Origin of the sequence: Desulfovibrio sp. (assembly GCF_018379785.1) — a bacterium.
Classification (GTDB): domain Bacteria; phylum Desulfobacterota; class Desulfovibrionia; order Desulfovibrionales; family Desulfovibrionaceae; genus Desulfovibrio.
The window spans coordinates 14,933-41,209 of sequence record NZ_JAGZUV010000016.1 but is presented as its reverse complement, the minus strand read 5'-3'; the positions used below and the strand labels follow the sequence as shown (position 1 = coordinate 41,209).

The window sequence follows — 26,277 nt, the reverse complement described above, 5'->3', positions numbered from 1 at the left end:
GCCACGCGTCTACTGCTGCGGGCCCTGGTCGATATCGATGATCCGTGCCTGCAGCCAGACATAGGCGTCCACTTCCTGGCCTTTTTCGGGCTCAAAGTCGCCCAGCACCATTTTGGAGACATAGAGCGCCAGGCGCATGGGCTCGCGATTTTCAAAGGGGAAGCTCAGGTACAGGAGTTTGACCGGCATTTTTTCCAGCCGGCAGTCCTGGACTTCCTCAATGACGGCGCGCAGCTGATATTCGCAAAAGCGGCGGCCGGGCATGATCATGTGGCGGCCCGCCACCTTGACCTTGAGCGGCGGCACGTCCAGACGGGATGCGCCGGGGTTTTCGGCCAGCCAGGCTTCGGCGTAGGCTTCAAATTTCGGGCCCTGGGTGATGGTCACTTCGTCCAGCAGGGCCTTGCGCAGGCCGTAGGCCAGACCGGCCAGCAGAAACGTGTGGGTGATGCCGGGCGTGAGGTCGTCGCGGTCCCGCCCGTAGAGCGGGTCAAAGAACCACATGGGATTCTTGCCCTCGATCATGCTCACGGCCACGTTGGCGCCCAGCCCGTTTTCCCAGGGGTGGGCTTCTTCCACGGTCAGATCGTTGGGCAGGCCGTCCAGCAGGGGCACGGCGCTGACCGGGGCCAGCTTGCCGCCTTCCTCTCCGGCCACCAGCACCGAGGCGCGCACGGGCTGGTCCTGGGGCCAGGCCAGCAGGATGTGATCCCTGCCGCCGCGCTTCCACTGCCAGGCGGGGCGGGTGCCGCCCTCGTGCATGACCGTGGCCACCACCTGGGGCACCACCTCGGCCGGGTTCTGGCCGGTGAGCACGGCCCAGGCGTCGCCCAGGCCTTCGAAGTGCGTGCGGTTCTTGCCTTCGAGCATGGCTTCCATTTCTTCGGGCGTGGGCTCCCGTCCGCCGGGCGTTGCGCCGTCGGCCGGGCTCACCTGCACAAACTGCTCAGCGGCGGGCCGCTCGGCAGCCTCTTCGGGCATTGTTTCCTTGCTTTTTCTGGGCATGCGAAAAATCCCCATCTGTACGCCTCCGCCCTTCCGCCCACCCGAAAGGGGAAAGCGGAAGGGCGGGACTCGACGTTATGTTCAGCGGCGTCCGCCGCGATCACCACGGTCGCCGCGATCCCGGCCGCGTCCGCCGCGGTCATGCCGGTCGCCTCTGTCGCCGCGGTCGGAACGCGGCGGGCGGGCGGTTTCCTCGGGATTCCAGGGATGCCCCTGTTCTTCCAGGAGTACGGCCTTGCGGCTGGCACGGATGCGGTCGCCGTTGATCTCAATGACCTTGACCAGCATGTCTTCGCCCAGGCGCGCCACGTCGCCGGGCTGCTCGACGCGGTTCACGTCGAGCTGGGACACGTGGACCAGGGCTTCCACATTGGGCAACACCTCCACGATAGCCCCGATCTCCATGATCTTGCGCACCTTCGCCAGGTAGTTCTTGCCCAGATCCGGGCGCTGGTCGTAGTAGGCCACCATTTCACGGGCCTTTTCCAGGGCTTCGGCCGTGGGCGCGAAAATGGACACCCGGCCCGAGTCCTCAATGTCCACGGACGCTCCCGTGGCCGCTGTGATGGCCTTGATGTTCTTGCCGCCGGGGCCGATGATCAGGCGGATGATGTCCGGGTTCACAAAGACTTCGGCGTGCTGCGGCGCGAAGCGCGAAAGCTCTTTGCGCGGTTCGGCGATGGCCCTGGCCATTTCGGCCAGGATGTGCAGACGGCCTTCGCGGGCCTGCTGCATGGCGGCGCGCATGATGTCCGTGGTCAGGCCGGCGATCTTGATGTCCATCTGCACGCCGGTCACGCCGTCGGCCGTGCCCGCGATCTTGAAGTCCATGTCGCCCAGCGCGTCTTCATCGCCCAGAATGTCGGTGAGCACGATGAATTTGTCGCCTTCCTTGATCAGGCCCATGGCCACGCCGGCCACCGGCGCGCTGACCGGCACGCCCGCGTCCATCAGCGACAGGGAACCCCCGCAGACCGCGGCCATGGAGGAGGAGCCGTTGGATTCCATGGTTTCGGCCACCACCCGCAGGGTGAAGGGGAAGTCCGCGTCCGCCGGAAGGATGGGCCGCAAGGATTTTTCCGCCAGAGCGCCGTGGCCGATTTCGCGGCGGGACACGCGCACGGGCTTCACTTCGCCCACGCAGTAGGGCGGGAAGTTATAGTGCAGCATGAAGCGCTTGGTCACGTCGCCGGTGAGCGAGTCCATGCGCTGCTCGTCCGTGGAGGAACCCAGGGTGGTGATCACCAGGGATTTGGTCTCGCCCCGGCGGAACAGCGCCGAGCCGTGAGCCCGGGGCAGCACGCCGGCCTGAATCTGGATGGGGCGCACGCTCTTGGTGTCGCGGCCGTCGATGCGCGTGCCCTCGTTGACGATGCGGGCGCGCACCAGCTTCTTTTCCAGGTCGCCGATGATGTCGCCCACGCTTTTCAGCGCGGCTTCGTTCTCGGCCCAGACAGGATCGGCCCTGAGGGCCTCCATGACTTTTTCCTTCACGGCCTTGCGGGCGTCCTTGCGGGGCAGTTTGTCCGGCACGCGCAGGGCATCCTCGATGCCGGCCTCGCGGGCCAGTTCATGCACCCGCGCCAGCAGGGCGGGATCGTCCTCATGCGGGGTGAAGGCCATCTTGGCCTTGCCGCAGAGTTCGCGCAGCTGGAGCTGGGCGTCGATGAGCGGCTGGATTTCCTTGCGGCCCCAGTCCAGAGCCTCGATGATCACATCCTCGGACAGGAAGCGGGCGTCGCCTTCCACCATAGTCAGGGCGTCGCGCGAGGCCGCGAAGAGGATGTTCAGATCGCTCTGGGCCTGTTGTTCAAAGGAGGGATTGAGCACAAACTGGCCGTTGATCCGGCCGATGCGCCCGCCCGCCACCGGGCCCTCAAAGGGCAGGGGCGAAATCATCAGGGCCGCCGACGCGCCGGTCAGGGCCAGCACGTCGGACTCATTCTCCTGGTCGGCGGAAATCACGCTGGCCAGCACCTGCACGTCCTCGTTCAGTCCTTTGGGGAAGAGCGGGCGGATGGGCCGGTCGATGAGGCGGGAAACCAGGGTCTCACGCTCCGAGGGACGGCCGATCTCGCGCCGGAAGAAGCTGCCGGGAATGCGGCCGGCCGCGTACATTTTTTCGGAATATTCCACCGTGAGCGGGAAAAAGCCCTTGTCGAACTCCAGAGGCTGGGAGCAGACCGTGACCAGCACCACCGTGCCGCCGCACTGCATCCAGACCGCGCCGTGGGCCTGATTGGCCAGACGGCCGCATTCAAAAATAACTTCCTTGCCGCCCACCTGGGCCGTGACCCTGGTGGGATTGAAAATATCCTGCAACATAGGTGAATCCTTTGCTCGTGCGAAGGGGATTCCGGCAAAAGCGGGCAAATGAACGACGAATTTGCCTGATTTTCCCGGACCCCCCTTCTCTCGCGTTTGTGCCCTCGAAGGGCGTTCATGCAGCAGCATCCGCTTCGCGGACGAACCGCGAGCCGGATGCGGCAAGGGGGAGTCCGCGACTCCCCCTTTCAGCCAAAAAGTTTACTTGCGCAAGCCCAGCTTCTCGATAAGCGCGCGGTAGCGCTGAACATCTTTCTTTTTCAGATAGTTCAGGATCTTGCGGCGCTGACCCACCAGCTTGAGCAGGCCGGTACGGGAGTGGAAGTCCTTCTTGTGCACCTTGAAGTGCCCGGTCAGGCCTTCAATGCGCGCGGTGAGCAGCGCCACCTGGACTTCCGGGGAACCCGTGTCGCCTTCGTGCTTGGCGTGGGCGTCAATAACCGTCTTTTTCTGTTCCGCATCCATGACCACAGCAGTTCTCCTTGAGAGGATGAAGTTAGTTCCACAGTCCCCGCAACACGGCCCAGCAGAGCCCGCCCGGCGCATCCTCGCGCCGCGCCAGAGCCAGGGCTTCGCCCTGGACCAGCAACAACGCCAGGCCGTCCTCCGCCGCCGTCCCGTTACCGGACGGGGTTGCGGCGCAGGGCACGGCGATGCCGTTGCGGACCCGTGCGGCCTGTTCCGGCGTGAGCTCCACCCTGGGCCAGTGCGGCAGCGCCTCGGCGATGGGGCGCAGGCTGGAGGCCAGCAGGGCGGGGTCAGCCGTGAGGTCCCGCAGGTCGCGGGCCGCGTCAAGGCCGAAGGGGTGACTATACTCCCGGGTCAGTTCCGTGAGCACGGCTCCGCACCCAAGTCGCATCCCCAAGCTGTGGGCCAGGGAGCGTATGTAGGTGCCGGAACTGCAAGCGACCCGAAAGCGCACAAACGGCAGGCTCACATCGAGCGTGTCCGCCTGTGAAATTTCCATGTGTTTGACCTTGGCCGGAGCCGCCGCGCCCTTGCGGGCCAGCTTGTACAGAGGCTGGCCCTCGTGCTTGGCCGCCGAATAGGGCGGCACGGGCTGCTCGCGCGCTTCCCGCCAGAGGCTGATCTCACGCCGCACGTCGTCTCCGCTGACGTGTTCCCAAGGCGCTTCGGCCAGAACCTGGCCCTGGCTGTCCCAGGTATCCGTGGTCCGGCCCAGACGCAGGACGCCGCTGTAGATCTTGCCGCCGCCCGCCATCAGATGCGAGGAGAGTTTGGTGGCCTGCCCCAGCAAGACCAGCAGCACGCCCGACGCCAAGGGATCCAGCGTTCCGGCGTGGCCGATTTTTTTCTGCCCCAGACGCTTGAGCGCCGTCAGGCAGCGGGCCGATGTGGGGCCCGAGGGCTTGTTCAGCACCAGCACCCCGTGCAATTGGGGCAGCTGGGGCGGGCGCGTTTGCGGCGCGGCGGCGGTTTCCTCGTTGGTCATACGTAAGCATGCACCATAGCCGCAGAGCGGCGCGAAGTCAAAATGTTATCTGTTATCGACAGCGGATCAGATATTGTCTTCCCGGTCCAGTTGCGCGTTGACGGCCGCCAGCAGGGCTTCTTCGGCCCTGTCCGGCGTCATCCGCAAGGTGCCGCCCGCCGCGTTGAGGTGCCCGCCGCCGCCCAGGGCGGCCGCGGCCGCGCGCACGTCCGTGTCGCCGTAGGAGCGCAGGCTGAATTTGCACAGTTCCGGGCTGTCCTCGCGCAGCAGGGCGGCCGCGCGCACTCCGCCCAGACGCCGCAACTGCTCCACAAAGCCTTCCAGATCCTCTTTAAGAGCCCGGCATTGGCGCAGGTCTTCCAGGAGCACCCGGCAAAAAGCTATCTCGCCGTTGCGCTCCAGGCGGGCGCGGTCCATGAGCCGTCCCCAGAGGCGCATGCGGCCCATGCTCCAGGTGTTTTCCAGGCGCTCGCGCAGGCCGGTCAGGTCGCAGCCGTTGCGCACCAGGTGCGCGCAGAGGGAAAAGACGTCCGCGCTGGTATTGCCGTGGCAGAAGCCGCCCGTGTCCGTGATGATGCCCAAGGCCACGTCGCAGGCCAGTTCGTTTTCGAGCGGCAGGCCGGCGGCCAGGGCCACATAAGCCATGAGCTGAGCTGTGGCCGCCGCCCGGGGTTCCACCCAGTTTGCCAGACTGCCCATGCCGTTCCCGCCCAGATGGTGGTCGATGTTCACGCTGGCAAGGCGGGGCAGGCGCTCGGCCAGTTCACTGCCCAGGCGGTGGGGTTCGCCGCAGTCCAGCAGCAGGGCACAGCGGGGCGTGAAGGGAAGATGCGTCAGCTTGGTGCGCACCATGCCGGGCAGCGGGAAAAATTTCAGGTACTGGGGCAGGCCGGTGCTGCTGTAGAGCACGAATTCCTTGCCCATGGCGCGCAGGATATGCCCGGCAGCGGCCAGGGAGCCCACGGCGTCGCCGTCGGGATTGACGTGGCCGGATACCAGGACGCGGTCCACATCCCGCAGGGTTTGGGCCATGCGTTGCGCGCCGTCCCGGAAGAACGCGGGAATCAGTTCAGTCTGCGGCATAAATCTCCACCTGACTGTCCACCATTTCCTCGGGGCAGGCCGCTTCCATCATCAGGGCGCATTTGTCCATGCGGCTACGGAGGTGGGTTTCGCTGTTGGAAATGGAAACCACGGCCAGGCGCAGGCGGGTGAGGCTGTCCTCGGTGCCCGCTTCGGCGATGGCCACGTTGAATTTGTTGCGGGTTTTTTGTTTCAGGCTGTTGGCGACGCGGCGCTTGGCCTTGAGGTTGTCGTTGCCGTCCAGGCTGAATTCGACGGTCAGTACCGCCATGAACATGGGCATAAAAGCTGTGCCTTGGCTTGGGGCCGTTAATACGCCGTGATTATTTGACGAAAATCAGCCTGTTTCATGCTGTCCGCGTCAGCAAAAATGTATTGTTTCCTTTGATGCCGGGAGGGAGAATATTGGAGCGGATATCGCGTGCGGTGTTTATAGCGATGGTAGGCGGCAGCTTTTTTCAGCTTTGAGCGAAATCCCCTTGCTCCGCCGAAGCGGAGCGGAGGCGGATGGCCCGTGCCGGAGAATGCGGTAAAAATAAGAGTTTCTTTTGCCGGCAAGGAAGCGGCGCGGTTGGGATGCGCAACGTACTCAGGTACGTGTGCGTCCCAACCGCGCCGCTGACGCAGCCAGCGGAAGAAAAACCGTTTTTCGCCGTATAATCCGGCAATACAACCAGGCTGTAGCCCGGCTTCCCGCCTCTACAGCGTCGCCGCTTCCTCCACGGTCTCGAAGGCTTCAATAATGTCGCCGATCTTGACGTCGTTGAAGTTCTCCAGGCCCACGCCGCATTCATTGCCCTTGACCACTTCCTTGGCGTCATCCTTGAAACGCTTGAGGGACGAGATCTTGCCGGTGTAAACCACCACGCCGTCACGCAGCAGGCGCACCCCGGCATTGCGGGCGATCTTGCCGTCCGCCACATAGGAACCGGCAATGACGCCGACCTTGGGCACGCTGAAGGTCTCGCGCACCTCGGCCTGGCCCAGATAGACCTCGCGCTGCACCGGGGCCAGCAGACCGGCCATGGCGCTCTTGATGTCATCCACCAGCTTGTAGATGATATCATAGAAGCGGATGTCCACGTTCTCGTGCTCGGCCACGTCCTTGATCTTGGCCGTGGGACGCACGTTGAAGCCGATGATGATGGCCTTGGAGGCCGACGCCAGCAGAATGTCGGATTCCGTAATGGCGCCGGTGCCGCCGTGCACCACGTTGAGGCGCACTTTGTCCGTGCTCTGTTTGTTCAGGGCCTCGGTAATGGCTTCCAGGCTGCCCTGCACGTCGGCCTTGACCACCAGATTGAGGGTCAGGGTTTCCTGATCCGAAGCCCGCTGGGAGAGGAAGGTCTCCAGAGTGACTCGGGATTCGGAGGCCAGATCGCGCTCGCGCTGCTTGGCCGCGCGGGAATCGGCGATGCGGCGGGCCAGTTTTTCGTCGGCCACCACAAAGAATTCCTCGCCCGCCTCGGGCACGCCCTCAAAGCCCTGCACTTCCACGGGCAGGGAGGGCCCGGCTTCCTTGACTTTCTTGCCCTGGTCGCTGGTCAGGGCGCGCACGCGGCCCGAGAAGGGCCCGCAGACGAAGTTGTCGCCCTGCCGGAGCGTGCCTTCCTGAATCAGCACCGTGGCAATGGGGCCGCGGCCCTTGTCCAGCTTGGCTTCCACAATATGGCCGCGCGCGGGTTTGTCCGGATTGGCCTTGAGTTCCATGATTTCCGATTGCAGAGCCACCATTTCCAGCAGGTCGTCCAGGCCCAGGCGGGTTTTGGCCGAAACCTTGGCCACAATGGTGTCGCCGCCCCAATCCTCGGGCTGGAGACCCAGCTCGGCCAGTTCGCGCAGCACGCGGTCCGGATCGGCGCCGGGCTTGTCCATCTTGTTCACGGCCACCATGATGGGCACGTTGGCCGCGCGCGAGTGGTTGATGGCCTCGCGGGTCTGTTCCATGACGCCGTCGTCGGCGGCCACCACCAGGATGACCAGGTCCGTGACCTGCGCGCCGCGCGCCCGCATGGCCGTGAAGGCCTCGTGGCCCGGCGTGTCCAGAAAGACGATTTCGCCGCGCTTGGTCTTCACGTGATAGGCGCCGATGTGCTGGGTGATGCCGCCCGCTTCGCCGCTGGTCACGTTGGATTTGCGGATGGCGTCCAGCAGCGAGGTCTTGCCGTGGTCCACGTGACCCATGATGGTCACCACCGGCGGACGCTGCTTCAGGCTTTCGGGCGCGTCGGCCTCCTTGGGCAGGAGGTAGTCGTCCTCGGAGAAGCCCGCCTTTTCCACTTCATAGCCGAACTCGGCGGCCACCAGGGTGGCGGTGTCGATGTCCAGGGACTGGTTGATGGTCGCCATCACGCCCAGACCGAAAAGCACCTTGATGATTTCATTGGCCTTGAGGCCCATCTGATGGGCCATGTCCGCCACGCGGATGGCCTCCGTGACGCGGATTTTGCGCTTGGCCGCCTTCAGGGGCTGGGTGGCCTGGGGCAGATTCACGGGCTTGCCGCCCTTGCGGCGGCCCTTGCCCCGGTTCAGGCGCGGCGAATCGTCGTCGTCCTGGCGGCGGGCGAAATCTCCCTGCTGGAAGTCCACGGTACGGCGGCCCTTGAGCCGCTTTTTCTTGCTCTGGCCGTCGCGGCCGTCCGTGGGCTGGGCGGGCGCGGGCTGGCCGAAACCGCCGGGCCGCCCGGGACCACCGGGACGCGGGGCGCCCGGACCTCCCGGCCTCCCCGGCGCGCCGGGCCTGCCGGGGCCACTGGGGCCGCCGGGCCGGGGTGAACGCGGGCCGTCGCCGGGCCGTCCGGGACCGCCGGGCCGGAAGCCGGGCGCGGAGCGCGGAGCGGGGCGGCTGTCCTGCGAACCGGGCGCGGGACGGGAAATGATCCGCACCTGGGGCGCGGCAGGTTCGGGCCGGGATGCGCGGCGCGGCGCGGCTTCGCCGGCTTCGTCCGTGGCGGGCGCGGCATCGTCCGCCTGCCCGGCCTCGGAACGGGATTCGGCCGTACGCGGGAGCAGGCTGGGCGCGGAAGAGCCTTCGGGCACAGCCGAGGCGTCGGGCCGGGCCAGGCGGGAGGTTTTGGCGCTTTTTTCCGGGGCTTCGTCGGGGGGTTCGCTGGCCGGAGCCTCGGGAGCGGCTGCCTTTTCCTCCTCAACGGGCGCAACAGGAGCTTCGGGCGCGACCGGGCGCGCAGGCTCGTCGCCGGGGCGGCTGATAACGCGCGCGGCCGACACCACACGGGCGGTTTTCTGTGCTTTGGGCGCGGCAGTGGGCGTTTCCGCAACTTCCGGAGCGGCGGCCTCGGCGGCTTGGTCCGTGGCGGCTTCCGGCGCATCAGCGCGGGCGTCGGCCACCGGGGCCTCGGCTGCGGCTTTTTCGGCCGTGGCCGTGCTCACGGCGGCAACAGACGCGCTTTCCGTTTCAATTCCGGCCGCGGGAGCGACTTCGGCCTCGGAGGCCTTTTCTCCCGGCGCGGCAGCGGACGGCGCAACGGCCGGGCGCGCGGGTTCGGCGGGCGCGGCGTCCTTGCGGCGACGGCGCACGATGACATTGGGCTGGACCTCAGTGCGCTCCACGCCGCCCTGCTTCCGGCCGGCGAAATGGTCGCGCAGGCGCGCCGCGTCCTCCACGGACACGGAGCCAGCCGTGGTCTTGGCCGGAAGGCCAAGATCACGCAGAGCGCGCAGCATGTCCTTGGACTGCACGTCGAGCTCTCCGGCGAGATCCTTTATCTTAATTTTTTCTTCAGGCATGGTTACCCCCCTTATCAATGCTGTCGCCAACCGTAGCGCTGCTGTCCTTATCTGTAAGCGGTTGCGCCGCAACAGCTAAAGCAACGTTCTTTTTTCGCTTATCGGCTGCCGCATCGCTGCTGTCGGCATCCGTAACACTCGTTCCTCGTGCAACGGCTGCCGCGCGCCGTGTGCCGGGCCTGTATTTCGCGAATTTTCGCTCGCAGACAGGATCGGAACACACATACCAGCCCCTGCCCGGTCTGGTTTTTTCTACGTCAAGACTCAAATTCCCCTGCGGGGTCAGCACATGACGGTTCACGTCGGCCTTGGAAAAACGGCGGCGGCAGATCACGCACATCCGCACCGGGCCTTCCGGCCTTTTTCGTTGTTCCGGCGCTTCCGGACCGGATTCCCGCGCCGTTGCGGCGGCCTTATTTTTCCGCATCGCCGCTTCCGGCGTCTTCCGCTGTTTCGGGTGCTGCATCAGGCTCCGCCCCGTCTTCTTCGGGCCGGGCGTCCCCGTCTTCCGCTTCCTCTGTCCCGGCGGCCCTGCCCAGCTCCACGGCCGAGGACTCGGGCGTGCTCTCCACCACCGGCGCCAGGAAGTTGATGGCCGAGCGCAGGTCGGAAATGCGCGAAGCGCTGATGGTCAGCTTGTCGGCCAGTTCCTCGTCGCTGGCTTCACGCAGCGCGTCCAGCGAGGAATAGCCCGCTTCCAGCAGAGCTTCAATGGATACTTCCGCCACGCTGGCGACCTGCTCCAGGCCGTGGCCGATGGCATTGGCCTCGTTGTAGCGGGTTTCGGTAAAGATATCGACCTTCCAGCCCAGCAGGCGCGCGGCCAGTTTGACGTTCTGGCCCTTGCGGCCGATGGCGTTGGTGAGCTGGTCGTCAGGCACGATGACTTCCAGGAGGTTTTCCTCCTCGTCCACCACAATGCGCGAAACCAGGGCCGGGGCCAGGGCGTTGCGGGCGTAGGTGGCGATCTCCGGGCTCCAGACCACGATGTCGATACGCTCGCCGCGCAGTTCCTGCACGATGTTCTGGATGCGCGAGCCGCGCACGCCCACGCAGGCGCCCACCGGGTCCACGTCCCGTTCGCGCGAGAGCACGGCCACCTTGGCGCGGGAACCGGGATCGCGGGCCACGCCCATGATCTGCACCACGCCGTCGTCCACTTCCGGCACTTCGCGGCGGAACAGGGCGGCCATATAGTCGCGGTGCGCGCGGGAGATGACCACCTGCGGGCCGCGTCCTTCCTTGCGCACCTCGATGATCAGGGCCTGTACGCGGTCGCCGCGTTTGTAATGTTCACGCGGGATCTGTTCCTCACGGGGCAGGATGGCCTCGGTGCGGCCCAGGTTGACCACCCAGCCGCCCTTGTCCCGGCGCTGGATGATGCCGGAGACGATTTCGCCCACGCGGTCCTTGTATTCCTCGTAAATGATTTCCTGCTCGGCGTCGCGCATGCGCTGGATGATGACCTGTTTGGCGGACTGGGCCGCGATGCGTCCCAGATCCTCCACCTTGACCCGGAAGCCCATTTCGTCGTCCAGCTGTACGGAGGGATCGTGTTCGCGGGCGTCGGCCAGGGCAATCTGGGTGTCCTCGTTGGCCACGTCGTCGTCTTCCACCACGATTTTGAACTGGTATACCTCAATGTCGCCGGTGTCGTCATTGTAGGTCACTTCCACGTCCATATCCTCGCTGAAGCGGCGCAGCACCGAGGTGCGCACGGCGTCTTCCAGCGTGTCGATGAGCATGTCGCGGTCAAGGCCCTTGTCTTTGCTGATCTGATCGATGGCCTTTTTGAGTTCAAGATTCATGTCTGCCTCCGGCTGCCGCGCGTGGCGGCGTGAAATCGCTACTTCGCTTCAGGTGATGCCTCGCCGTGGGCGGGGACGGGACCGGCGCTTTTGCCGGGAGTTTTGCGGGAGCCCTTGCCTGACCCCTTGCCGGGGCCTTTGCCGGGCTTCACCGGCTGACGGAAAATATACATGCGGCTGGCCCGGCGCACAGCTGTCCAGGGCAGACGCACGGGCGGCAGATCCTCGGGGCTGGCCTCCCCTTCGGGAGAAAGCGCGGCGGGTTCCAGAACAAAGGCGTCCGCTTCGACGGCGGCGAGCCTGCCGCGCCAGAGGCGGCGGGGGACCGTGTCCGTCGCCGCGGCTGCTTCCGGGGCCACGGGAGCATGCAGCCGGGCTTCCACCATGTCGCCCAGATAGGGGCGCATCTGGTCAAGACTGAAAAAAAGGCGCGTGAGCCCGGGGGTGGATACTTCCAGCACATAGGCCGAGGGCACGGCGTCCTCCACTTCCAGGGCCAGGCCCAGATGACGGGAGATTTCCTCGCACTGGTCTATGCTGGCTGAAGAGGGGGCGGCGGAAGCTTCATTTTCCTCCCTGTCGGCGGCCTGAAGGCTTTCCGGCGCGCCGGGAGGAACGTCCACAAAGAGCCGTACCACCATGCGTCCGGCCTGGACCACTTCCACGCCCCAGATGACCAGTCCCAAGGAACGGACCACGGGTTCGGCCAGACGGATGACGGTTTCTTTGAGGGCGTTTTCGCTCATGTTTTCCTTACTGACGGCGGCTAAAGGCGAGGCCCGGAAAGAGCTCGGCTTTGCCGCAGGGACAAAAAAAAGGGGGCCTATTCAGGCCACCCCGTTGTGAACATACGTCCTGCATCAGGATGTGACGATATGCGCCGAAGCGTAAACCGTCTTGAATTGGGTTCAATTAGCGCATGCCGCAATGCTTGTCAAGTGGGATGGGCTGAAATAAGCGTGGAAAATAAATTGCATCGCAAGTTACGCAATGCAGACTAAAAGAAATCCGGTATGCGCCGTTAAGACTCGTGCGAGCGTAAAATAGCGCCGAGGCGTTCATTGCAGGGGGATGGAAGTATGACGCTTTTCCAAAAGTTTTCAGTAAGTTGCATTGCGGTGGCCGTGCTGACGTCGGTTCTGGCCTGGGCCGGGACGGCTTTTTGTCCCGCAGGCCTGGGAGCCGCGGCACTGGCCGGGGCCGTGCCGGCAGCGCTGTTCACGGCCTTTTGCCTGGGCCTGGGCGCGCGGCTGGTTTTTCTGCGGCCCTTGCAGGCTGTGGGACAAGGACTGCGCGATCTGGCCGAAGGCCGCCTGAACGCGGCCCAAACTTTCCGGACAGAGGATCTGCCCGCAATCCACGCGGGCCTGGAGGCCGCGCTACGGGCGCTGAAATTCGAGCGCGGCCTGGCGCGCGGCGTGTTTCAGGGCCTGCCCATGCCCTATCTGCTGGTGGACGCGCAAGAGCGCACCACCAGCACCAATCAGGCCTGCCTGGACATGCTGGAGATTGACGGCAGCGTGGAGTCCTGCCTGGGCAAAACCCTGGCGGAGCTCTTTTATAATGATCCCGCGCGTGAGACGGCGGTGGGCAAAAGCATCCGCAACGGCGAGTATTTCCGTAATCTGGATATCGTCATCACCGGCCACAAGGGGCGGAAAATCGACGTGCTGGCCAATATTTTCCCCATCTACGATGAGGACAAGGCCTGCATCGGCGGGCTCTGTCTTTATGTGGACATGACAGCCTTGAAGCAGGCCGAGCAGCTCATCATGGACAAGAACGAGCGCATGGCCTTGGTGGCGCGGTCCCTGGAAGAAGCCGTGGGCAGGATTTCCGGCATTTCCGGCGGCCTGTCGCGGGGCATCCAGCAATCGGACAGCGGCGCGGCCGTGTCCGCCCAGCGGCTTGCCGAAGCGGCGGCCTCCATGAACGAAATGAACGCCACTGTGCGCGAGGTGGCGAAAAACGCCGAGGCCGCTTCCGGCGCGTCGGCCCTGACCAGGGAAAAGGCCGAAGCCGGCGCGCGGGTCGTGGAACAGGCCGTGCACAGCATCAAGCAGGTGCACCAGCTCTCCCTGGACCTCAGAGAGGACATGGGCCAGCTGGATGAGCACGCCCGTTCCATCAACCGGATCATGAATGTTATATCGGATATCGCGGACCAGACCAACCTGCTGGCCCTCAACGCGGCCATTGAAGCGGCCAGAGCCGGGGACGCCGGGCGCGGCTTTGCCGTGGTGGCCGACGAGGTGCGCAACCTGGCCGAAAAAACCATGGCCTCCACACAGGATGTGGGCAACGCCATCCAGGCCATTCAGGACAGTACGTCCAAAAGCATGGCTTCCGTGGACAATGCCGTGGCCCGGATCGAGCAGGCCACGGATCTGGCGGGGCGGTCCGGCCGGGCATTGGAGGAGATAGTCACCACCGTGGAGCACACCGCCGGTCAGGTCAGCGCCATTGCCACGGCCAGCGAGCAGCAGTCCGCGGCCAGCGAGGAAATCAATCGCTCCATCGACCAGGTCAGCGGCATGGCCGCCGATACGGCCCAATCCATGACCGAGGCCCGCGAGGAAATGGATCGGCTGGTGGAACTGACCGGCACCTTGGAAGCGCTCATGGCCCGGCTTAAGGAATAACCGGGGCCGCGTTTCAGCGGAGCTGCTTCCAAAAACCAGGACAATCAAGGGCCGCGCCGGGATATGGCGCGGCCCTTGCGTTTAGCCGATCGGCAGGCGCGGTTGTCCGCCCGGCGCGAAAATCTGGTCCGCCAGTTTGCGGTGGGCGGCGGGCATGGCCAGATTTTCCAGTTCAACGGGCGTGACCCAGCGCCAGGCGCTGGCCGCCGTGAGGATGGGCGGGGCGGGCGGTTCCGCCGTCGCGGCTGTCGTGGTCGCCGCCAAGCTGAGGGCGAAGCAGTGCAGGGTGATCCTGTAGGTGGTGTAGCCGTGGCGGATGATGCCGTAGCTCCGGTCCACGGCCACGCCGAAGCCGGTTTCCTCGCCGAATTCGCGCACGACGGCCTGTTCCGGGCTCTCACCCGGCTCCACCCGTCCGCCGGGGAATTCCCAGAGATTGCCCCAGACCCCGGAGGCCAGGCGCTTTTGCACGAAAACCCGGCCCGTGTGGCGCAACACGCCGGTGACCACTTCAATAGGCGTGATCGCCGCCCGTTTGCCGGGCACCGGGCGCTGGTCCACAATGCCCAGATGCAGACTGACGCAGAAGGCGGCCAGGGGGCAGAGCGCGCAGCGCGGCTTTTTGCCGCAGACCAGCGCGCCCAGCTCCATCATGGCCTGGTTGTGCTCGCGGGCCTTGCCTTCGGGCACCAGGCGCAGCGCCCAGGCACGCACGGCCGAGGCCGCCGGTTCCTGTTTGACCGGGCCGTCCAGATCAAAGACGCGGGCCACCACCCGTTCCACATTGGCGTCCACGCAAGGCAGCTTTTCACCAAAGGCGATGCTGGCGATGGCCCCGGCCGTGTATGGCCCCACGCCGGGCAGGGCGCGGATGTCCTCCAGGCCCGAAGGGAAGACGCCCTTGTGCTTTTCCATGACCAGCCGGGCGGCGGCCAGCACGTGGCGGGCGCGCGAATAGTAGCCCAGGCCCTCCCAGAGGCGCAGCACTTCCTCTTCCGAGGCGGCGGCCAGCGCGGCCACGTCCGGAAAGCGGGCCATCCAGCGCGTGAAATAGCTCACCCCGCGTTCCATCTGGGTCTGCTGAAGCATGACCTCTGAAATCCAGACTTCATAGGGCGTGTAGTTGATGCGCCAGGGCAGCGGACGCTGGTGCGCGGCGAACCAGGCCAGCAGAGCTTCCCGCAATTGCGGCAGATGCGCGGCGGGCGGCAGGTGGCGCGGCGGGGCGGCTCGGGGCGCGGCCTCCAGGCCGGGCAGCATCGCCGGGGCGACTCCCGGCCGCGCTGCGGGCTGCTTGGGAGAGGTTTTCTTCATTCCGGGCATAGCTGGCAGTGTATACCCCGGCCCCGGCATTGTCATCCGGCCCGGCCTGGCCTATATTTCAAAAACGGCCCGTGCCGGGCCGAATATCCCCAATTTTTAAGGAGCAGGCATGGCTGACAATCCCACCGTGTTGCTGGAAACCTCGTCCGGCGACATCCTGATTGAACTCTTCCCGGACAAGGCCCCCCAGACCGTCGCCAACTTTTTGCAGTACGTGGACGACGGCTTTTATGAAAATACCATCTTCCACCGCGTGATCCCCGGCTTCATGATCCAGGGCGGCGGCCTGGGCGCCCGCATGGATGAAAAGGACACCCGCGAACCCGTGCAGAACGAGGCTGACAACGGCCTGAAAAACGAGCGCGGCACTCTCGCCATGGCCCGCACCCGCGATCCGCACAGCGCCACGGCCCAGTTTTTCATCAATCTGGTGGACAATGATTTTCTGGACCACAGCCAGCCCACGCTCGACGGCTGGGGTTACTGCGTGTTCGGCAAAGTCACCGAAGGTATGGACGTGGTGGACAAGATCGCCAAGGTCAAGACCAAGAGCATGGGCATGCACGAGAATGTGCCCGTGGACATGGTGCTGATCACCGGCGCGAGCCGTTTTGAGTAACAACGTCAAGGAGGCGTGTGTATGTCCCGCGAAATCGTTATGGCGGCCCAGGGGCCGTTTCTGCACGCCTGGGGACTGCTCGAGGCCTATGTGGACGTCTGCCCGGATGAAATCTGGGTGGAAAAAAACGGCGGCTGGCCCGTCTGGCAGCAGCTCGCCCACGCGATCATGGTACTGGATTTCCTTGTGCTCGGCGGGGATGAGCAACTGCTGCCCGTACCCTGCGACATGGACACGCTCATGCTCAGGGCGCAGGATGCTCCGGCGCTGGGCAAGGCGGCCCTGACGGACTATGCTGCCACGGTCAAAGCCCGCGTGGACAACTGGATCGCCGGGCTGGAAGACGCGGACCTGGCCCGGACCAACGCCGTGCTGAGCGCGAAGCTGGGCCGTGAGACGTCCTACGCGGCCACCCTGGTCATGCTGGCCTCGCATACCGACTATCATATCGGCTCCTGCGACGCGGCCTTGAGGAATCATGGTTTGCCGGGCGTGTTTTAGCTGAGACGGCTTGGCCTGTTTTCGCTGTGCTGTTCTGAAAAGGCGGCGGCATGTTTTACCGGGAGGCCCCGGCCGAGCATGTCGCCGCCGTATGTTTGCCGGCGGGAAAGGCCGCGCCGGTGAAGGGGGATTGACTTTGAAAACGAAGCCCGCAAGCGGGGAAGCGGCGGTGCGGCAATTGCTGCATGAATATGGCGAACGGAACCGGGATGGAATTCTGGAACTCCTCACGGACGATGTGATCTGGATCGGCACGGCGGCACATGAGCAGATTTTCGGCAAACACGCGGTGGCCCGCTTGCTGGACGACGATCTGCGAACAGACGCGACGCCGTATGACGTGGAGCTCACGGACGTTAAAGAAATTGCTCTCGGACCGGCCGTGGCGACATTGTTCGTGCAGACCAGAGCATCCCTGCGGGGAAGAACGGATTTCGCCCTGGAATGCCGCAACACCTATACCTGCTGCGACAAGGGCGACGGCTTCAGGATTTGTTCGTGGCATTGCTCCACAGCGACGGCCCTGCAGAATGAGGATGAATATTTTCCGATTTCCTTTGCGGAAAATATCATGAAAAAAGCCACCCTGGATCCGGTGACGCAGATCATGAACCGGGCCAGCTTTGAGGAATCCGTACAGCTTTATCTCAAAGAGCGGCGCGGCAATTACGCGCTGGCCCTCATTGACCTGGATGATTTCAAGGGCGTCAACGACAGGTACGGGCATCATTGCGGCGACAAGGTGCTGGCCTTTGTCGCGCAACGTCTGAAAAGGGCTTTTGCGGAAACAGACCTTGTGGCGCGCCTGGGCGGAGATGAACTCGTGGCCTTTGTGCCTTCGCTGACCGGCGAGGAAGAGCTGCGGGCCAAGATTGGAACCTTTTTCAGCGGCATCTCCCGAGCATTGGACCTTGATTCCCGGGCCTATACGCCCTCGGCAAGCGTGGGCGTGTGCATTTGCCTGGAAAAGCGGGGAATGAGCTACGAACAGTGTTACAAGGCGGCGGACGCCGCCATGTACCAGGCCAAGCACAGCGGCAAAAACGCATGGCGCTTCAAGCGCTTCTGAGAAGGAAAATCTTTTCGGGAAACAAAAATCCGCCGCTGCCCCAGGGCAGCGGCGGATCGTCATTTTTGAAGAGCGGTCGGCCTTACTTGATCTTGCAGTTTCCGTCCTTGCAGTCCGGGGTGGGTTCCACGGGCGTGGCCTGGAAAAGCGCCACCTGCTCCTGGCCGTTGTTGTTGGCCAGCACCATGGTGAAGCGCATCAGCCCCTGGGGCAGAGCCGGCACGGCCGTACCCTTGAAGTAGCCGTTGGCCGTAAGCATCCTGGTGTTCCCGACCTTGGTGTCGCGCACGTTGGTGAGCGTCAGGCGGTCCACGACCAGTTCCTTATTTTTGATGCCGGCGATGAAGTGCTCCTTGTCCTGGATATGGCCGTTGGAGCTGACGTGCCAGTAGTTGGGCGCCAGCAGCTTTTGCAGGGCGGCCACATCGCCGGTCATGACAGCTTCAGTATACAAAGCCACGGTATCGGCCTTGGCATGAGCCACACCGCCTGCCAGACAAAGAGCCAGAGCCAGAAGAAGCGGCACCAACTGTACAAATTTCATGACATTTCCTCCATAAAATCACAGGCTTGTTACCGGGCAACGCCCGACTCCGCGCCGATGGGACGCTTTCTTTACGGCGACTTGTCGCGCCTGTCAAGAGGCTGGTGGAACTATTTGCCAAGCGGCGCGCTTTCCTCTACTCTTATCTAAGAAATATCCGTAAAAAGTAAATGCCGGTACCGCTTCCGGAACCGGCTTTTTTTGAGCGCGGCAAACGCGAGAGTATATAACGCGAGGCTATGGATTATGTTGACCACTGTTTTACAGGCCATCGGCAATACGCCCATGCTTCGTCTGGACCTTTCCCGCGAGCTGCCGGGCACGGTCTGGCTGAAGCTGGAAAACCGCAATCCCGGCGGCTCCATCAAGGATCGCGTGGCCTTTTATCTGATTGAGCGCGCCTTGGAAAACGGCGAACTGGAGCCCGGCGGCGTGCTGGTGGAGGCCACCAGCGGCAATATGGGCATCGGCATGGCCCTGGTCTCGGCCGTGCGCGGCCTGCGTTGCGTGCTTGCCATGCCGGAATCCATGAGCCTGGAGCGCCGTAATCTGCTCAAGGCCCTGGGCGCGGAGCTCAAACTCACGCCCGCGGACAAGGGCATGGGCGCGGCCGTGCAGGAGGCGCACCGCATCGCTCAGACCACGGGCGGGCATATTCTCGGCCAGTTCACCAATCCCGGGGCCGTGGAGGCCCATTATCAGAGCACCGGGCCGGAAATCCACAAAGACAGCGCGGGCAAGATGGACGTGCTGGTGGCCGGTGTGGGCTCGGGTTCGTCCATCACCGGCACGGGCCGTTTTCTGAAGGAACGCATCCCCGGCTTCAAGGTCATGGCCGTGGAGCCCGCGGCTTCGCCCGTGCTCTCCGGCGGCAAGCCGGGGCCGCATCTGATCCAGGGCATCGGGGCGGGTTTTGTGCCGGAAGTCCTGGACCGCGCCCTGCTGGACGAGATTATTCAGGTGGACGGCCGGGAGGCCATTGACATGGCCCGCAAGCTCATGCGCACCCAGGGCGTGTGCGCGGGCATCTCCACCGGGGCCAACGTGCTGGCCGCGCTGGGCGTGGCGGCCCGGCCCGAAATGCGGGACAAGAACATTGTCACCTTTGCCTGCGACACCGGCGAACGCTATATGTCCACGGCCCTGTTCCAGGATCAGGACTGAAATTTTCAGCGGCACGCAGGCGGCGGTCCGGTATATTTGCCGGGCCGCCGCTAATCTTTTTCAGCCGTTGTCCGATAAGAGAACGCAACGGCACAGACAGGCGCGGATGACGGTGCGCCGACGTTTTCTCCGGTCGGACCGACATTCGGAACTTTTTTACCTATCCGCGCGGCGTCCCCCGCACATGGAGCAGCTATGGCGCAGACCAATATTTTGCTGGAAACCGGCACCAATGAGCTGGAAATCGTGGAATTTTACGTCAACCAGGACGGCTACGAAGCCCACTACGGCCTGAATGTGGCCAAGGTGGTGGAAATCGGGCGGCGGCAGACCGTCACGGCCATGCCGGAAATGCGCCACAAAGCCCTGCTGGGGGCCTTTCCCCATCGCAACGGCCGCATTGTGCCGCTCATCGACATGGCCCAGTTCCTGGGCAGCGGCCCCATCACCAATGAGGACGCCAAAGTCATTGTGACCGAGTTCAACACGGTCTGCACGGGCTTTCTGGTGTCGGGCGTCAATCGCATCTACCGCCTGAGCTGGACGGATGTGGAAGCGCCGGGCAATTTCCTGCAGAATGTCAGCCGCAGTTCCGTGACCGGCGTGGTACGCCTGGAGGAGCGGGTCATTTTCCTCCTGGATCTGGAGGCCATTGTGGCTGAACTGCACCCGGCCATGGCCATCAGTTTTGACGGCGCGGCCATGGATGACTCCGACGGCAAGACCTACAATATCCTGCATGTGGATGATTCCAGCAGTATCCGTTCCCTGGTGCTGGATCTGCTCAACAAGGAAGGCCGCTTCAACGTGGTGCAGCACGTCAACGGCCAGGAGGCCTGGGATTACCTCCAGCGCCTGCGCGCCCGCAGCGAAGAGGAAGGCAAGCCCATTTCCTCCTATGTGCAGGGCATCATCAGCGATATTGAAATGCCGTCCATGGACGGCTTGGCCCTGTGCAAGCGGATCAAGACGGATCCGATGCTCAAACAGGTGCCGGTGGCCATTTTCTCCTCCATGATCAACGAAAGCCTGGCCCGCAAATGCGCCAGCGTGGGCGCGGACGCCCAGTACACCAAGCCGGACCTCAAGGCCCTTTCGGTGAAGCTGCACGACCTGATCACCAGGGCCTGGGCGTAACAAACCGCTCCGCCGGACCATTCCCGTCCCGCCGCCGAGATCGCTCCCGGCGGCGGGACATTTTTTATTCAGTTCAGGAGCAGCAGAGATATTTGCGGCATAACCGCCAATATGACCAGCGCCAGAAACATGGCCAGCAAAAAGGGCAGCACGGCCAGGCTGAGTTTCTCAATGCTCATCTTGCTGATGCCGCAGGCCACAAAAAGGTTCACGCCCACCGGCGGCGTCAGAAAACCTAGGGCCGCCGAGGTGATCAGCACAATGCCGAAATGCACCGGGTCGATGCCCGCGTTCTTGATCACCGGGAACATCAGCGGCGCCAGGATGATGATGTTTGCCAGGGCTTCCATGAACGTGCCCGCGATGAGCATGATGAGAATGATCACAGCCAGCAGCAAATATTTGTTGTGAGCCACGCCGGCCAGCAGGCCGCTGACGGCGTCGGGCACGTTGTAGATCAGCAACAGCTGTCCCAGGGCGCAGGCCACGCACATGATGATGAAGATGGTGGCGTTGGTGATGGCCGCGCCTTTGAGCACCTCCCAGGTTTTGCTCCAGGTCAGGGAGCGCAACAGCAGGCCTTCCACCACAAAGGCGTAGAGCACGGCCACGGCTCCGGCTTCGGTGGGCGTGAAGATGCCGCCGTAAATGCCGCCCAGCACGATGACCGGCACCAGCAGGGCGTGCTTGGCCTCCCAGACGGCGCGCAGGGTTTCGCGCCGCGTGGCTCTGCGGGTGGCGACGTTGATGCCGCGCCGCCGTACCAGGGTCCAGGCCGTGAACATCAGTACGATGCCCACGAAAATGCCGGGCAGAATGCCCGCGATGAACAGATCGCTCACTGACACGCCCACCGTGGTGCCGTAGATGATCAGAGGCACGCTGGGCGGAATCATCACGCCCAGGCAGCCCGCCGAGGTGTTCACCGCGGCGGAGAAATCACGCGGATAGCCCTCCTTTTCCATGGCCGGGATCATGATGCCGCCCACAGCGGCCACCGTGGCCGGGCTGGAACCGGACAGCGCGCCGTAGAACATGCAGGTCAGAATACTCACGTGGGCCATGCCGCCGGTGATGTGCCCCACCAGGCAGCGGGAGACGCGCAGCAGTGCGTCGGCCATGCTGCCTTTCTGCATGATCTCGCCCGCCAGGATGAAAAAGGGCACGGCCAGCAGCGGAAAACTGTCCAGAGAGGAAAAAACCTTCTGCATCATGAATTCCGGAGGCAGATCGCCCGCGATCATGCCCACCATGACCCCGAGGCCCAGGGCGGCGGCAATGGGCACGCTCAGGATCAGCAGCAGCACAATGGTCACGGCCGTCAGAAGAATGGGGAGTTCCATACAACCTCACAGATATGACGGAGGTAAAAAGGAAACGCGGGGTCGTCACCAGGATTTGGACATCTCGGACAGGGCGTTTTCCTCGTGGGATTTTCCGGGGTCGGCGGCTCCGTTCTTTGGGCCGCGCGATTTGCGCAGGACCGTCAGGGTATGGTTCAGGCTGCGCAGAAACATGCAGGCCATGCCCAAAGGCACCACCAGATAGATACTATACATGGGCATGGCGACCGAGGCGGCCACCTGTTCCGACTCAGCCACGAACAGGACCATACGCACACCCCAGATCGCCATAACGACACAGAAAAGCAAGGTGAAGACCGTGGAGATCACGGTCAACGCGTAGTGCACGCGCGGCCCAAAGCAATGCTTGCAGACGCTGATTTCCAGGTGCCTGCCTTCCTGAGCGGCCAGACTCGCGCCCAGAAAAACGGCGCAGATAAAGGCGTAGCGGGCGATTTCCTCGGGCCATTCCAGGGCATTGTCCAGAACGTAACGGAAAAAAACCTGGATAGCGATGCAGATGAACATGACCACCAAGGCGGCCACGCCCGCATAGCCTTCCAGTCTGGCACAGAATTTCAGCATAGTGTCCTCCAGACAGCAGGTGACCCCGCCGTACAGACGGCGCGTGGGCGGAGCCGCCTCATGCCGTTCCTTTTTAGTGATAATCGGCGGGGTGCAGCCCAGGCGGGTAGAGACCCGCGTTTCTGATGGTCGTGATAACGCTCCGCACCAGTTCCGTGGGCACCGCCTGCCGGAATTCCAGGGGCACGTCATGGGCGGCGTCCATCCAGCGGCGCAGCTCCTGCGGCGGCAGTTCGATGATCTCCATACCCTGTTCGCTCTTCAGGCGCACGATGAAATCTTCTTCATTGGCACGGCTTTTGGCCCGCTCAAAGGCAATGGCTTCGTCCATAACTGTTGTAACCAGGGCTTGTTCCTCGGTGGAAAGGCTCTTCCAGAAGCGTTTGGAAATCAGCACCAGATGCGGGGTGTAAAAATGGCGGCTGAGGGTCAGATAGCGGGTGATTTCCGGAAAACGCCAGAACCAGCCCAGATTGAGGTCCACGTCAATGCCGTCGATAGTCTTCTGTTGCAGGGCCGTGTAGACCTCCCCCCAGGCCATGGGCGTGGGGCTCATACCCAGGGAGCGCAGAATGGCGATATGTGCCTTGGAAGGCGTGGCGCGGATCTTCAGGCCCTTGTTGTCCGTCAGAGAGCGCACGGGCCGGATGCTGAAGACCTGACGAAAGCCCAGTTCCATGTAGCCCAGGCCCAGGCAGCCGTTTTTTTCCAGCCCGGCGGCCAGTTTTTTGCCGATGGGGCCGTCCAGAATCAGGTCCGCCGCCGTGTAGCTGGGGATAAGATAGGGCATGTCAAAGAGCATCAGGCGCGGGTCGAAGACCGAAAAATTGCTGGTGGATTCGGCCCCGATCTGCAGAACGCCCATCTGCAGGCCCTGGACGATGGATTCCGGATTCCCGAATTTGCCGGAGCCGATGAGTTCCACCTTGAATGCGCCGTTGGAGCGGGCCTCCAACTCTTTTTTGAACAAGGCGAAGGCCTGGCCCTGCGGATGCTCGGGAAAGTTGGTGAAGGCGATCTTGATGACCTTGGGCCCGGCCTGGGCTGCCGGGCAGAGCGGGCCCAGCGCCAGAATCAGCGACAGACCCAGCAACAGGCCGCCGCAGATGAGGCCCGCAAGCAGGCTGCCGAACAGGCTGGAAATCCTTTTCATGTTCATCTCCTTTAGTTGTGGGTCATAGTTCCACAAGCTGGCCGCCGCAGATGTTGACGGCCTGGCCGGTAATGAACGAGGAGGCCGCGGAGGCCAGAAAGGCGGCCAGAGCGCCGATATCCCCCGGAACGCCCATTTTTCCCGCCGGGATGCTCGTGACCATCCGGCGGATGCGCTCTTCACAGGAAATATCCTGGTCGGCCGCCTCGCGTTCGAAGCGCCGCAGATTCAACTCGGTCAGCACCTGGCCGGGACAGATGGCATTGGCGCGCAGGCCCGTGTGGGCGTACTCCACGGCCAGACATTTGGTCAGCATGATCAGCCCGGCTTTGCTCACGGAGTAGGAGCTGTGCCCCGGCGCGGGCCGCTTGCCCGCGCGCGAGGCGATGTTGATGACGGCGCCGTCCGTGGCCAGCAGGGGCAGGCAGGCCCGGACCATGCGGAATGCCCCGAAGAGATTGATTTCCATGACTGTGCGCCAAAGGTCCGGGTCCGCTTCTCCCAGGGGTGACTGCGGGGGCATGATGCCCGCATTATTGATCAGGACATGCAGTTCCGGAGCCATCCGGCGGATGTCAGCCACGGCCTGCTCCACGCAGTGTGGTCCGCCCGTGGCGCTGAGATCCAGGGGGAGCGGCCAAGCCCGCACGCCGTATTTGCGGCGCAGAGCCGCGACGCAGCCCCGCAGACTGTTGTTTTCCACTTCTTCCTGATTGTCCGGAGGCGCGGGAATATCCGCCAGAATGCAGTTCATGCCGTTGGCGGCCAGACTTTCGGCAATGCCGAAGCCGATGCCGGTGGGCCGCCCAGCGCCGGTAATTAGCGCTGTTTTTCCGTGCAGGTCCGGATACATGGCTCCTCCTCTTGCGTATCTGAAACTATTTGCCGTAGCCCAATGCGTGCGGCAACCAGATAGAGATGGCGGGGATGAAGGTGATCAGCAGCACGCAGCAGAGCAGGGCCGCGAGATAGGGCAGCACGCCTCTGGCTACGGATTCCACCGGCACATGGGCGATGCGGGAGGAAACGAACAGGTTTACGCCCACGGGCGGCGTGAGCAACGCCACCTCATTGGTCACCACCAGAATCACGCCGAAGTGGATGGGGTCCACTCCCAGCCCGGTGACCACGGGCAGCAGCACCGGCGCCAGGATGATGATGGTGGCCAGGGTTTCCAGAAACATGCCGAGAATCAGCAACAGGCCGATGATCAACAACAGGATGACGGCCTTGTTTTCCGAAATGCTCAGAAAGAGGTTGGTCATCTGCATGGGGGCCTGTTCAATGGTCAGCAGTTTGCCGAACAGGGTTGACGCGCCCACGATCAGCAGCACCACGCCGCAGATCATGGCGCCTTCCAGGAGCGAATTGTAAATATCTCTGCAGCTCAGGTGCCGGTTGACAACAAAACCCACGAACAGAGCCCAGGCCACAGCCACCACCGAGGCCTCCACCGGCGTGCAGATGCCGGAATAGATGGAACCCAGGATGATAAAGGGCGTGAGCAGGGCGAAGCTGTTTTTCAGGCAGGTCCGGATGAAGACGCACGCATTGAAGGGCGGCTGCGTGGCGTCTCCGCTGAAGCCCTGCCGCCTGGCTGAAATCCAGGCCGTAAAGGCCAGGGCCGCCGCGATGATGAAACCCGGGATGAAGCCTGCGGTGAACAGGCCGGTGATGGAGATATTACCCACAATGCCGTAGATGATCATGGGATTGCTGGGCGGGATCAGAATGCCGATGGTGCCGCCGGAAGAGGCTACCGAGGCCGCGTAGCGGGAACTGTAGCCGTTGCGGACCATGGCCGGAATCAGCAGCGTGCCGATGGCGGCCACGGTGCCCGGTCCGGAGCCGGAAATGGCCGCGAAAAAGGCGCAGGCCAGCACTGTGGTGATGCCCAGGCCGCCGTGCATTCTGCCGAAGATCTGTTTGACCACTTCAATGATCTGATTGGTGATGTTGCCTTTTTCCATGAGGGTTCCGGCCACCACAAAACAGGGAATAGCCAGCAGAGGGAAGGAATTGAGGCCGTCGAACAGGGAATTCTGGATGACCGTTGTGGAAAGATCTCCGCTGATCAACAAGGCGATGATCGTGGATGCGATCAGGGACATGAAGATGGGCACGCCCAGCAGGAAGAGCAGCAGCAGGATGGTCATGACGCAGAGCAGGGTGTTCATTCCGCAATCTCCGCCGCCGCTATTCCTTCCGCCCCTTGCGAAGACCCGGCCAATTCGGCCAAAGTGCCCGCGCGCAACCGGCGGGCATAGTCTTCGATGACGCGCCAGGTGCTCAGCAGAAAACTCGCGGGTACGATCAACTCCACATCCGCGCGCACAATGCCGAGAGTGGGGGAAAATTCCGGGAATCTGTAGCTGTCCCGGATGACCTCAAAGCAGTACCAGGCGATCAGCAGATTGAAGACCACGCAGAAAAGATCCGCCAGAACCCGGAAGGCCAGACGGACGCGCAAAGGCGTTTTAGCGAACTGCGCACTTATCCGGACATGCGCCAGACGCTTGGTGGCCAGGGACATGCCCAGATAGACCGTCCAGATGAAGCAGAAGCGGCTCAGTTCCTCGGTCCAGGCCAGAGCCGAGCCGGTGATCAGGCGCAGCCCCACCTGGATGAGCAGGCAGGCGATCATCACACCGCATAACAGCACACAGGCGTATTCTTCAAAGTTGTCATAGCATTTGCGGAACACGACAGCCTCCCGTTTCGGGCAAGGGGGGGCGGCGCGGGGCACCCGGTTTCATATCGTCCGCGCCCCGCGCGG

The 26,277-nt window shown here is 63.6% G+C and carries 24 protein-coding genes; 6 read left to right on the top strand and 18 right to left on the bottom strand.

Annotated elements, in window-relative coordinates; genetic code table 11:
* Nucleotides 1–9: 9 nt before the first annotated feature.
* From KH208_RS05065 to KH208_RS05020, 10 genes are all read right to left on the bottom strand, one after another.
* Nucleotides 10–1,005 carry a hypothetical protein gene (locus KH208_RS05065; protein ID WP_291434392.1) on the bottom strand — a complete coding sequence of 332 codons (996 nt, stop codon included), beginning with the start codon at nucleotides 1,003–1,005 and terminating at the stop codon, nucleotides 10–12.
* Between the two features lie 81 nt (nucleotides 1,006–1,086).
* Nucleotides 1,087–3,327: a polyribonucleotide nucleotidyltransferase gene (gene pnp, locus KH208_RS05060; protein WP_291434409.1), complete on the bottom strand. Its 2,241-nt coding sequence runs from the start codon at nucleotides 3,325–3,327 to the stop codon at nucleotides 1,087–1,089.
* A gap of 204 nt (nucleotides 3,328–3,531) precedes the next feature.
* The gene (rpsO, locus tag KH208_RS05055) at nucleotides 3,532–3,801 is read right to left on the bottom strand and encodes a 30S ribosomal protein S15 (protein WP_008683142.1); all 270 of its coding nucleotides are present in this window, start codon (nucleotides 3,799–3,801) and stop codon (nucleotides 3,532–3,534) included.
* Between the two features lie 25 nt (nucleotides 3,802–3,826).
* Entirely contained in the window at nucleotides 3,827–4,783 is a 957-nt protein-coding gene (gene truB / locus KH208_RS05050) for a tRNA pseudouridine(55) synthase TruB (protein WP_291434388.1), read from the bottom strand.
* 66 nt (nucleotides 4,784–4,849) lie between these two features.
* A complete protein-coding gene (locus KH208_RS05045) occupies nucleotides 4,850–5,866 on the bottom strand; it encodes a DHH family phosphoesterase (protein WP_291434386.1) in 1,017 nt (338 codons plus the stop codon).
* The gene (locus KH208_RS05040; protein WP_291434407.1) at nucleotides 5,853–6,143 is read right to left on the bottom strand and encodes a DUF503 domain-containing protein; all 291 of its coding nucleotides are present in this window, start codon (nucleotides 6,141–6,143) and stop codon (nucleotides 5,853–5,855) included. The genes KH208_RS05045 and KH208_RS05040 overlap by 14 nt, the downstream gene beginning before the upstream one ends.
* 422 nt (nucleotides 6,144–6,565) lie before the next feature.
* Nucleotides 6,566–9,613 (bottom strand): translation initiation factor IF-2, encoded by a 3,048-nt coding sequence (gene infB / locus KH208_RS05035; protein ID WP_291434384.1) that lies wholly within the window; start codon nucleotides 9,611–9,613, stop codon nucleotides 6,566–6,568.
* Entirely contained in the window at nucleotides 9,606–10,040 is a 435-nt protein-coding gene (locus KH208_RS15510; RefSeq protein ID WP_367114939.1) for a YlxR family protein, read from the bottom strand. Before KH208_RS15510 ends, infB begins: the two co-directional genes overlap by 8 nt.
* On the bottom strand, nucleotides 10,027–11,421 hold the full coding sequence (gene nusA, locus KH208_RS05025; protein WP_062253863.1) for a transcription termination factor NusA: 1,395 nt from the start codon (nucleotides 11,419–11,421) through the stop codon (nucleotides 10,027–10,029). The genes KH208_RS15510 and nusA overlap by 14 nt, the downstream gene beginning before the upstream one ends.
* A gap of 38 nt (nucleotides 11,422–11,459) precedes the next feature.
* Entirely contained in the window at nucleotides 11,460–12,167 is a 708-nt protein-coding gene (locus KH208_RS05020; protein WP_291434381.1) for a ribosome maturation factor RimP, read from the bottom strand.
* A 333-nt stretch (nucleotides 12,168–12,500) separates the two neighbouring features.
* Here KH208_RS05020 and KH208_RS05015 point away from each other — a divergent pair, with 333 nt between their 5' ends.
* Nucleotides 12,501–14,063 carry a methyl-accepting chemotaxis protein gene (locus tag KH208_RS05015; protein WP_291434379.1) on the top strand — a complete coding sequence of 521 codons (1,563 nt, stop codon included), beginning with the start codon at nucleotides 12,501–12,503 and terminating at the stop codon, nucleotides 14,061–14,063.
* An 81-nt stretch (nucleotides 14,064–14,144) separates the two neighbouring features.
* On the opposite strand, the gene mutY is transcribed toward KH208_RS05015, so the two are convergent.
* Nucleotides 14,145–15,377 carry an A/G-specific adenine glycosylase gene (gene mutY, locus KH208_RS05010; protein ID WP_291434377.1) on the bottom strand — a complete coding sequence of 411 codons (1,233 nt, stop codon included), beginning with the start codon at nucleotides 15,375–15,377 and terminating at the stop codon, nucleotides 14,145–14,147.
* A gap of 118 nt (nucleotides 15,378–15,495) precedes the next feature.
* On the opposite strand from mutY, the gene KH208_RS05005 reads away from it, so the two are divergent.
* The 3 genes from KH208_RS05005 to KH208_RS04995 all read left to right on the top strand — a co-directional run bounded on the left by KH208_RS05005 (nucleotide 15,496) and on the right by KH208_RS04995 (nucleotide 17,575).
* Entirely contained in the window at nucleotides 15,496–16,005 is a 510-nt protein-coding gene (locus tag KH208_RS05005) for a peptidylprolyl isomerase (RefSeq protein WP_291434376.1), read from the top strand.
* A 21-nt stretch (nucleotides 16,006–16,026) separates the two neighbouring features.
* Complete coding sequence (locus KH208_RS05000) at nucleotides 16,027–16,506, top strand: DinB family protein (RefSeq protein ID WP_291434374.1); 480 nt, start codon at nucleotides 16,027–16,029, stop codon at nucleotides 16,504–16,506.
* Nucleotides 16,507–16,642: 136 nt separating this feature from the next.
* Nucleotides 16,643–17,575 carry a diguanylate cyclase gene (locus KH208_RS04995; protein WP_291434372.1) on the top strand — a complete coding sequence of 311 codons (933 nt, stop codon included), beginning with the start codon at nucleotides 16,643–16,645 and terminating at the stop codon, nucleotides 17,573–17,575.
* Nucleotides 17,576–17,657: 82 nt separating this feature from the next.
* Here the strand turns inward: KH208_RS04995 and KH208_RS04990 are convergent, their stop codons facing one another.
* On the bottom strand, nucleotides 17,658–18,119 hold the full coding sequence (locus tag KH208_RS04990; protein WP_291434370.1) for a nuclear transport factor 2 family protein: 462 nt from the start codon (nucleotides 18,117–18,119) through the stop codon (nucleotides 17,658–17,660).
* A 246-nt stretch (nucleotides 18,120–18,365) separates the two neighbouring features.
* On the opposite strand from KH208_RS04990, the gene cysK reads away from it, so the two are divergent.
* On the top strand, nucleotides 18,366–19,283 hold the full coding sequence (gene cysK / locus KH208_RS04985) for a cysteine synthase A (RefSeq protein ID WP_291434368.1): 918 nt from the start codon (nucleotides 18,366–18,368) through the stop codon (nucleotides 19,281–19,283).
* Between the two features lie 195 nt (nucleotides 19,284–19,478).
* Nucleotides 19,479–20,420 (top strand): chemotaxis protein, encoded by a 942-nt coding sequence (locus KH208_RS04980; RefSeq protein WP_291434366.1) that lies wholly within the window; start codon nucleotides 19,479–19,481, stop codon nucleotides 20,418–20,420.
* A gap of 68 nt (nucleotides 20,421–20,488) precedes the next feature.
* Here KH208_RS04980 and KH208_RS04975 read toward each other — a convergent pair whose 3' ends face one another.
* The 6 genes from KH208_RS04975 to KH208_RS04950 all read right to left on the bottom strand — a co-directional run bounded on the left by KH208_RS04975 (nucleotide 20,489) and on the right by KH208_RS04950 (nucleotide 26,205).
* The gene (locus KH208_RS04975) at nucleotides 20,489–21,763 is read right to left on the bottom strand and encodes a TRAP transporter large permease (protein WP_291434364.1); all 1,275 of its coding nucleotides are present in this window, start codon (nucleotides 21,761–21,763) and stop codon (nucleotides 20,489–20,491) included.
* Nucleotides 21,764–21,808: 45 nt separating this feature from the next.
* Complete coding sequence (locus KH208_RS04970; RefSeq protein WP_291434362.1) at nucleotides 21,809–22,348, bottom strand: TRAP transporter small permease; 540 nt, start codon at nucleotides 22,346–22,348, stop codon at nucleotides 21,809–21,811.
* Between the two features lie 73 nt (nucleotides 22,349–22,421).
* Entirely contained in the window at nucleotides 22,422–23,501 is a 1,080-nt protein-coding gene (locus KH208_RS04965) for a TRAP transporter substrate-binding protein (RefSeq protein WP_291434360.1), read from the bottom strand.
* Between the two features lie 22 nt (nucleotides 23,502–23,523).
* A complete protein-coding gene (locus KH208_RS04960) occupies nucleotides 23,524–24,354 on the bottom strand; it encodes an SDR family NAD(P)-dependent oxidoreductase (RefSeq protein ID WP_291434358.1) in 831 nt (276 codons plus the stop codon).
* Between the two features lie 25 nt (nucleotides 24,355–24,379).
* Entirely contained in the window at nucleotides 24,380–25,678 is a 1,299-nt protein-coding gene (locus KH208_RS04955) for a TRAP transporter large permease (protein ID WP_291434356.1), read from the bottom strand.
* Nucleotides 25,675–26,205, bottom strand: coding sequence for a TRAP transporter small permease (locus KH208_RS04950; RefSeq protein WP_291434354.1), 531 nt, complete (start codon nucleotides 26,203–26,205; stop codon nucleotides 25,675–25,677). The genes KH208_RS04955 and KH208_RS04950 overlap by 4 nt, the downstream gene beginning before the upstream one ends.
* Nucleotides 26,206–26,277: the final 72 nt, after the last annotated feature.

Excerpts from the sequence above, each read along its gene's own strand:
- KH208_RS05065 (WP_291434392.1), bottom strand. The coding sequence starts at position 1,005 with ATGCCCAGAAAAAGCAAGGAAACAATGCCCGAAGAGGCTGCCGAGCGG.
- truB (WP_291434388.1), bottom strand. The coding sequence starts at position 4,783 with ATGACCAACGAGGAAACCGCCGCCGCGCCGCAAACGCGCCCGCCCCAG.
- KH208_RS05045 (WP_291434386.1), bottom strand. The coding sequence starts at position 5,866 with ATGCCGCAGACTGAACTGATTCCCGCGTTCTTCCGGGACGGCGCGCAA.
- KH208_RS05040 (WP_291434407.1), bottom strand. The coding sequence starts at position 6,143 with ATGTTCATGGCGGTACTGACCGTCGAATTCAGCCTGGACGGCAACGAC.
- infB (WP_291434384.1), bottom strand. The coding sequence starts at position 9,613 with ATGCCTGAAGAAAAAATTAAGATAAAGGATCTCGCCGGAGAGCTCGAC.
- KH208_RS15510 (WP_367114939.1), bottom strand. The coding sequence starts at position 10,040 with ATGCGGAAAAATAAGGCCGCCGCAACGGCGCGGGAATCCGGTCCGGAA.
- nusA (WP_062253863.1), bottom strand. The coding sequence starts at position 11,421 with ATGAATCTTGAACTCAAAAAGGCCATCGATCAGATCAGCAAAGACAAG.
- KH208_RS05020 (WP_291434381.1), bottom strand. The coding sequence starts at position 12,167 with ATGAGCGAAAACGCCCTCAAAGAAACCGTCATCCGTCTGGCCGAACCC.
- KH208_RS05015 (WP_291434379.1), top strand. The coding sequence starts at position 12,501 with ATGACGCTTTTCCAAAAGTTTTCAGTAAGTTGCATTGCGGTGGCCGTG.
- mutY (WP_291434377.1), bottom strand. The coding sequence starts at position 15,377 with ATGAAGAAAACCTCTCCCAAGCAGCCCGCAGCGCGGCCGGGAGTCGCC.
- KH208_RS05005 (WP_291434376.1), top strand. The coding sequence starts at position 15,496 with ATGGCTGACAATCCCACCGTGTTGCTGGAAACCTCGTCCGGCGACATC.
- KH208_RS05000 (WP_291434374.1), top strand. The coding sequence starts at position 16,027 with ATGTCCCGCGAAATCGTTATGGCGGCCCAGGGGCCGTTTCTGCACGCC.
- KH208_RS04990 (WP_291434370.1), bottom strand. The coding sequence starts at position 18,119 with ATGAAATTTGTACAGTTGGTGCCGCTTCTTCTGGCTCTGGCTCTTTGT.
- cysK (WP_291434368.1), top strand. The coding sequence starts at position 18,366 with ATGTTGACCACTGTTTTACAGGCCATCGGCAATACGCCCATGCTTCGT.
- KH208_RS04980 (WP_291434366.1), top strand. The coding sequence starts at position 19,479 with ATGGCGCAGACCAATATTTTGCTGGAAACCGGCACCAATGAGCTGGAA.
- KH208_RS04975 (WP_291434364.1), bottom strand. The coding sequence starts at position 21,763 with ATGGAACTCCCCATTCTTCTGACGGCCGTGACCATTGTGCTGCTGCTG.
- KH208_RS04970 (WP_291434362.1), bottom strand. The coding sequence starts at position 22,348 with ATGCTGAAATTCTGTGCCAGACTGGAAGGCTATGCGGGCGTGGCCGCC.
- KH208_RS04965 (WP_291434360.1), bottom strand. The coding sequence starts at position 23,501 with ATGAAAAGGATTTCCAGCCTGTTCGGCAGCCTGCTTGCGGGCCTCATC.
- KH208_RS04960 (WP_291434358.1), bottom strand. The coding sequence starts at position 24,354 with ATGTATCCGGACCTGCACGGAAAAACAGCGCTAATTACCGGCGCTGGG.
- KH208_RS04955 (WP_291434356.1), bottom strand. The coding sequence starts at position 25,678 with ATGAACACCCTGCTCTGCGTCATGACCATCCTGCTGCTGCTCTTCCTG.